Source organism: Janthinobacterium sp. GMG1 (assembly GCF_034427795.1).
Classification (GTDB): Bacteria; Pseudomonadota; Gammaproteobacteria; order Burkholderiales; family Burkholderiaceae_D; genus Janthinobacterium.
In genome coordinates, this window is the sequence record NZ_JAXQNT010000024.1 from 1 (window position 1) to 5,973 (window position 5,973).

The following is a 5,973-nucleotide window of genomic DNA, read 5'->3' on the forward strand; positions in this document are numbered from 1 at the left end:
TAAGCAGCGCTGCGCGCTGCCTTTTGCATTATCACCATATGTTGTGCACGGCGGGCACCGTCATGTTCTCTTCATATTCACACTGTACGATGACTTCCATTCTCATCAAGTAAATGTGTGCATCCATGTTGGCCAAGCTTAAACTCGTCAAAACGTCCAAAGGCATCGATAGCGCCTTGATGCTGTCGGCCATGCTAATACTCTGGATCGGCAATTACAGCAACCTCGATCTCATGATCGCCGACAGTATGTTCGACGGGACGCGTGGGCAATTTGCTGGCACGGGCAGTGCGTGGGCGGGTAATTTCCAGCTCGGCATGATCTCGCTTGGCTCCGCCTTGATCAGCTTGGCCATCTGGGACACCTTGCACCCGCTGGCCTGGCTTGCTTCACGCCGCAGCGCCTTGCGCGTCGTGGCCTTGTCGGCCGTTCTGGTGCCGTTAAGTATTTATTTGCTCTCTTCTTTCAGCGATGTGCCTTGCCCCACGGATTTGTTGCGCTATGGGGGACTGGAGCCGTACACGCGCCTGCTGGAAACATTGCCGGCCAGTGCCTCTGGTATGGTCTGCCTGCCCGCCACGCAGGCGAACACTGCCTGGTGGATGCTGGCCTTGCCATTGTTCTGTCTGCCCGAACGGCCACGCACGGCGCTTCTGTTCGCTTGTGTCATGCTGTTGTGTGGTTTGGCGGCAGGCTGGCAGCAGCAATTGCATGGTACGCAATTTTTCACACACACCTTGTGGTCTGCCTGGATCGCTTCTTTCCTGATATATCTGCTGCATAAGCTGCTCCGGGACGAGGACGCGTTGGCCTGAAACACAAAAGTACGTCACAATCTGCCTGTCTAGTTGTCGTTTCATACAAAAACAGGAGCACCATGAACGAGCAGATTGCGAGAGAAGTGGTATTGGTCCGTGCTATCGAGACGGCCGACCAGAAAAAAGAAGTCCTCAGCGAGGATGACCGCATGTATGCCAGCCGCAGCGCGCGTGAGCTTGCGCAGTGGCAAGCTTCGGGCAAGCAGGCCGAAGTGACAGGTGACGATTTCCTGCAGCAGCGCTCCGAGCTGATCCTCAAGCGCATCACCGAACGCACGCCTGCCTTCGCCGCTTTCGCGAAACGCCGTAACGGCATGAAAACCCTGGCGCTGACCTTGCCCTTGCTGGCACTGCTGCTGGGCGCCGGGCTCGACCGCATCACGGATCCCCATCGCGTGGATCTGCTGTCGGCGCCCTTGTTGCTAATTATTGCCTGGAATGTGCTGGTCTACCTGGGCTTGCTGATCTGGCTATGCATCCCTTCGCATTCCCTGGGCTGGCCGAAAGCGGGACTGGTGCGCCACCTGAGCGTGGGCCGCCTGGCCTTGCCGCGCAAGCTGCCGCACGCCCTGTCCTCGGGCTTGCTCAGCTTCATGGGAGAATGGGCGCATTTGAGCGCCAAACTGACGGCCGCGCGGCTGAGCCGCACCATCCACTTGAGCGCCGCCATGTTTGCCATCGGCGCCGTTGCCTCGCTGTATGCGCGTGGCTTCCTGTCGCAATACGCGGCCGGCTGGGAAAGCACTTTTTTGAATGCCGGCCAAGTGCACAGCCTGCTTTCGACCCTGTTCGCACCGGCCATCGCCCTGTTTCATTTGCAAGGTTTTTCGCTGGCGGAAATCGAAGCGCTGCGTTTCCCGCAAACGACAACTGTCGAAGGCGGCGCGCGCTGGGTGCATTTGTATGCGGCAACCATCTTCCTGCTGGTGGTCGTTCCCCGCCTGATCTTGGCCTTGGTCAACAATTGGCGCGCCGCGCGCTTGGCCAGGAACTTTCCGCTGGATCTCGATCAACCGTATTTCCGCAAGCTCAATGAAAGCATCGGCGTGGCCACAGGCGGCATGCTGCGCGTCTTGCCATACAGCTTTACTGTCGATGAGGCACGCCACAAGGGCCTGGGGCAAATCTCCCTCATGCTGTTCGGCGAGCAGGGTCGCATGATGCTGCGTCCGTCAACGTCGTATGGCGAAGAGCCGCAGGACGTCTTGCGCGACACGGATCTGAACGATCCACAAGTCAATATCACGGCCGTGCTGTTCAACCTGACGGCGACGCCGGAAAAGGAAAATCATGGCGCCTTCCTCGATTACCTGGCGCAATCGTCGGCACGCGGCATCGCCGTCCTGATCGACGAGTCCAGCTATCTGGAGCGCGCGGGCGAGCAGGTGGATAACGGCGCGCGCCTGGCGGAACGAGTCGCCTTGTGGCAACAGTTCTGCCAGTTCCACAAAACTACGGCCACCCGGGTCAATTTGCTCAATCCTGCCTTGCACCCGCTTGATGCCGGTGTCGGGCTGAAAGTATCGGCAGCAGCATGAGTGTGAATGTGAATAAAGATGTGTGGGATGATGCGGTGCAGATTCAGTTCGCGCTGATTTCGCACACGAATAATGGCAAGACGACACTGGCGCGCACCTTGGTGGGCGTCGACATCGGCGAAGTGCGCGATGCTGCCCACGTGACCGTGTTTGCGGAATCGCATACCTTGCTGGCCACGTCGCAGGGGGATGCCCTGCAATTATGGGACACGCCGGGCTTCGGCGATTCCGTGCGCCTGCTCAAGCGTCTGGGACAATCGGGCAATCCCATCGGCTGGTTCTTGCGCGAAGTGCTGGACCGTTACCGCGACCGTCCGTTCTGGCTCAGTCAGCAAGCGCTGCGCACGGCCAAGGACTCTGCCGACGTGGTGTTGTACCTGGTTAACTCCTCTGAAAATCCCCGGGACGCGGGTTACTTGTCGGCGGAAATGAAAATCCTCGCCTGGCTGGATAAGCCGGTGGTGGTTTTGCTGAACCAGATGGGGCCGCCGCGTCCGGGGAATGAGGAGCACGGCGAGCAGACGCGCTGGCGCGACCATTTGCAGCAGTATCCGATCGTGCGTGACGTCCTGGCGCTCGATGCCTTTGCCCGCTGCTGGGTACATGAGCGGGTGTTTTACGAAGCCGTGGGTAAATTGTTGCCGCAGTCGCAGCAAATTGGCTATGCGCGTTTGTTTGCTGCCTGGCAAGAGCAGAATACGGCGCGTTTTCAGCAGGCCATGCACTTGCTGGCTACGCAACTGGCGGTGGCAGGGCAGGATCGCGAAGCCATTGATCCGGCGTCCAGGGGCTTGCTGAAATCGGCTTTGCAGGTAGTGGGTATCGGTAAGAATGCAGAGCAGCAACGCCAGGAAAAGGCCATGGCTAGCCTGGTGGCGCGGCTCAATACGCACAGCAGCATGACCACGCGTGAACTGTTGATCTTGCACAAACTCGACCCGACCGATGCGCATAAGATCAATAGCCGTATACGGGAAAATTTCGCCGTGCGCGCGCCGATCGACAAGGCGCAAGCGGGACTCTTGGGCGCCATGATTTCCGGTGCCGCGACGGGGCTGTCGGCCGACCTGATTTCCGGCGGCCTCACCTTGGGCACAGGCGCCTTGCTTGGCGGCGTGGTCGGTGCACTGACGTTTGCGGGCGCAGCCTGGGGGTTTAATTCCGGCACGGACCGCAACGAGCCCATCATGCAATTTACGGATGCTTTCCTGCGTACACTGGTGGTGGCGGGCGTGCTGCGTTACCTGGCGGTGGCGCACTTTGGCCGTGGCCGCGGCAACTTTGTGGAAAGCGAGGCGCCGGCCTTCTGGCAGGATGAAGTCGAGCAGGCAGTGGCACGCCATGACGCTGCTTTGGCCGAGTTGTGGAAAGAAGTGCGACGGGATAAATCGCCCGAGCAGGCTGCCGAGCGCGTCTTGCCCCTCATGTCGTCCATCACTTCCGATACCCTGGCACGTCTGTATCCGGATGTGGCGCGCCTGGTGTAGATGCCTGGTGTCGATAATCAGGCGCGGGCTTGCAGCCATTGTTGTAAAAATTGCACGCACGCCCTGACCTTGGCCGAGTTCGACAGCCGCGAGGTGGTCACCGCCCACACATCGGCAGCCTGTTGATACGCGGGCAAAATGCGCACCAGCTTGCCTTGCGCCAGGTTGCTTTCCACATCCCATGCCGAGCGCAAGATGATGCCGTGGCCGTCCAGCGCCCATTGATGGACGATCTCGCCATTGTTGGCCGAGAGCGGCCCATCGACCTTCACCGTTTCCAGTCCTTGCGGCCCTAGCAGTTTCCAGCGCCGTCCATCCTGGTCGCGTTCGCGGATGACGATGCAGTCATGCTCGCGCAACTGCGCCAGGGTGCCCGGCGTCCCGCGTTGTGCAAGGTAGGCGGGCGCGGCGCACAGTACGCGTTGATTGCTTGCAATGCGGTGGGCGATCAGGTCCGGTTCATGGACCACGCCGATGCGAACGTCGAGATCGAAACCTTCGCCCAGCAGATCTACAGGCCGGTCGAGTAATTCCAGCTGTATTTTCAGGTCTGGATACTGGCGTGCCAGCTGGGATAGGGCAGGCCCAAGCCGGTTGCGCCCAAAGCCGGAACTGGAGCAGATGCGCAGCACGCCTTGCGGCTGCAGTTTGGACTGCGCTACCGCTTCCCCCATCTGCTCGACATCTTCCAGGATGCGCTGCGCCCATTGCCGCACGATCTCGCCGTGATCGGTGACGCTGACCCGGCGCGTGGTCCGGTGCAGCAAACGTACCTGCAGCGCCGCTTCCAGCATGCTGATGCGCTTACTGACGACCGCCTTGGAAATGCCCAGTTCCAAGGCCGTGGCGGCGAAACTGGTTTTATGGGCGACCTGGCAAAACAGGCGTAAGTCTTCCAGCAGCGGCGTATGCTTCATTGATTGACCACGAAATGTGAATACTTGGGTTATGAATTCCCTGATTGTATTCTGATCCGGCGCCAGTATCATCAACGCATACAGCTAACATCCATCTATCACCAGGAGAATCGTATGCCCGTACACCGAATTGCAGTCATCGCCGGCGACGGCATCGGCAATGAAGTTATGCCGGAAGGGTTGCGTGTTGTCGAGGCCGCCGCGTGCCGCTTCAATATCGACCTGCAGTTCACGAAGATGGCATGGGCGAATTGTGACTACTACCTTGAACACGGCCAGATGATGCCCTCGGATTGGTTTGCCCAGCTCAAGGATTTCGACGCCATCTATTTTGGCGCCGTGGGCTGGCCGGAGAAGGTGCCTGACCATATCTCCTTATGGGGTTCGCTATTGAAATTCCGGCGCGAGTTCGATGAATACGTCAACTTGCGGCCCGTGCGCTTGATGCCTGGCGTGCCGTGTCCGCTGGCGAATAAAAAGCCCGGTGATATCGACTTTTATGTGGTGCGTGAAAATACGGAAGGAGAGTATTCATCCGTGGGCGGGCGCATGTTCGAGGGGACGGAGCGCGAGACCGTGCTGCAGGAATCTGTCTTTACGCGCAAGGGTGTCGACCGTATCCTGAAGTATGCGTTTGAGCTGGCGCAAAGCCGGCCTAAAAAACACCTGACATCGGCCACCAAGTCGAATGGCATTGCGATCAGTATGCCATATTGGGATGAGCGGGTGGAGGCGATGGGCCCGAGCTTTCCCGATGTCCGCTGGGATAAATACCATATCGACATCCTAGCAGCCCGTTTCGTGCTTAGTCCCGAGCGTTTTGACGTAGTGGTCGCTTCGAATCTGTTTGGCGACATCCTGTCCGATCTGGGGCCCGCCTGCACGGGGACGATTGCCATTGCACCATCGGCCAATATCAATCCGGAGCGCACGTTCCCTTCGGTCTTCGAACCGGTACACGGTTCCGCACCCGATATCTATGGCCAGAATATCGCCAATCCGATCGGCATGATCTGGTCGGGTGCCATGATGCTGGACTTCCTCGGTAATGGCGATGCCAATTACACGGCGGCGCATGACGCGATTGTGCGCGCCATTGAACAGGTGCTTGAGTATGGTCCGCGCACACCGGATATGGGCGGCAGCGCCAGTACGACCGATGTGGGCATGGCGGTTGCCGAATTACTCAAATAAAGCTTGCCGCCCATGGGCG

5 protein-coding genes are annotated in these 5,973 nt (G+C 59.2%); 4 read left to right on the forward strand and 1 reads right to left on the reverse strand.

Going from position 1 to position 5,973, the window contains the following annotated elements; translation table 11 throughout:
* Positions 1 to 125: 125 nt before the first annotated feature.
* From SJI03_RS28620 to SJI03_RS28630, 3 genes are all read left to right on the forward strand, one after another.
* Positions 126 to 815, forward strand: a complete 690-nt coding sequence (locus SJI03_RS28620; RefSeq protein WP_322429429.1) for an acid phosphatase — start codon at positions 126 to 128, stop codon at positions 813 to 815.
* A gap of 62 nt (positions 816 to 877) precedes the next feature.
* Positions 878 to 2,356: a DUF2868 domain-containing protein gene (locus SJI03_RS28625; RefSeq protein ID WP_322429430.1), complete on the forward strand. Its 1,479-nt coding sequence runs from the start codon at positions 878 to 880 to the stop codon at positions 2,354 to 2,356.
* Positions 2,353 to 3,843 carry a DUF3482 domain-containing protein gene (locus SJI03_RS28630; protein ID WP_322429431.1) on the forward strand — a complete coding sequence of 497 codons (1,491 nt, stop codon included), beginning with the start codon at positions 2,353 to 2,355 and terminating at the stop codon, positions 3,841 to 3,843. Before SJI03_RS28625 ends, SJI03_RS28630 begins: the two co-directional genes overlap by 4 nt.
* Positions 3,844 to 3,860: 17 nt before the next feature.
* Here SJI03_RS28630 and SJI03_RS28635 read toward each other — a convergent pair whose 3' ends face one another.
* A complete protein-coding gene (locus SJI03_RS28635; RefSeq protein WP_322429432.1) occupies positions 3,861 to 4,760 on the reverse strand; it encodes a LysR family transcriptional regulator in 900 nt (299 codons plus the stop codon).
* A gap of 114 nt (positions 4,761 to 4,874) precedes the next feature.
* Here SJI03_RS28635 and SJI03_RS28640 point away from each other — a divergent pair, with 114 nt between their 5' ends.
* Positions 4,875 to 5,954, forward strand: coding sequence for a tartrate dehydrogenase (locus SJI03_RS28640; protein WP_322429433.1), 1,080 nt, complete (start codon positions 4,875 to 4,877; stop codon positions 5,952 to 5,954).
* The last annotated feature ends 19 nt before the right edge of the window (positions 5,955 to 5,973 follow it).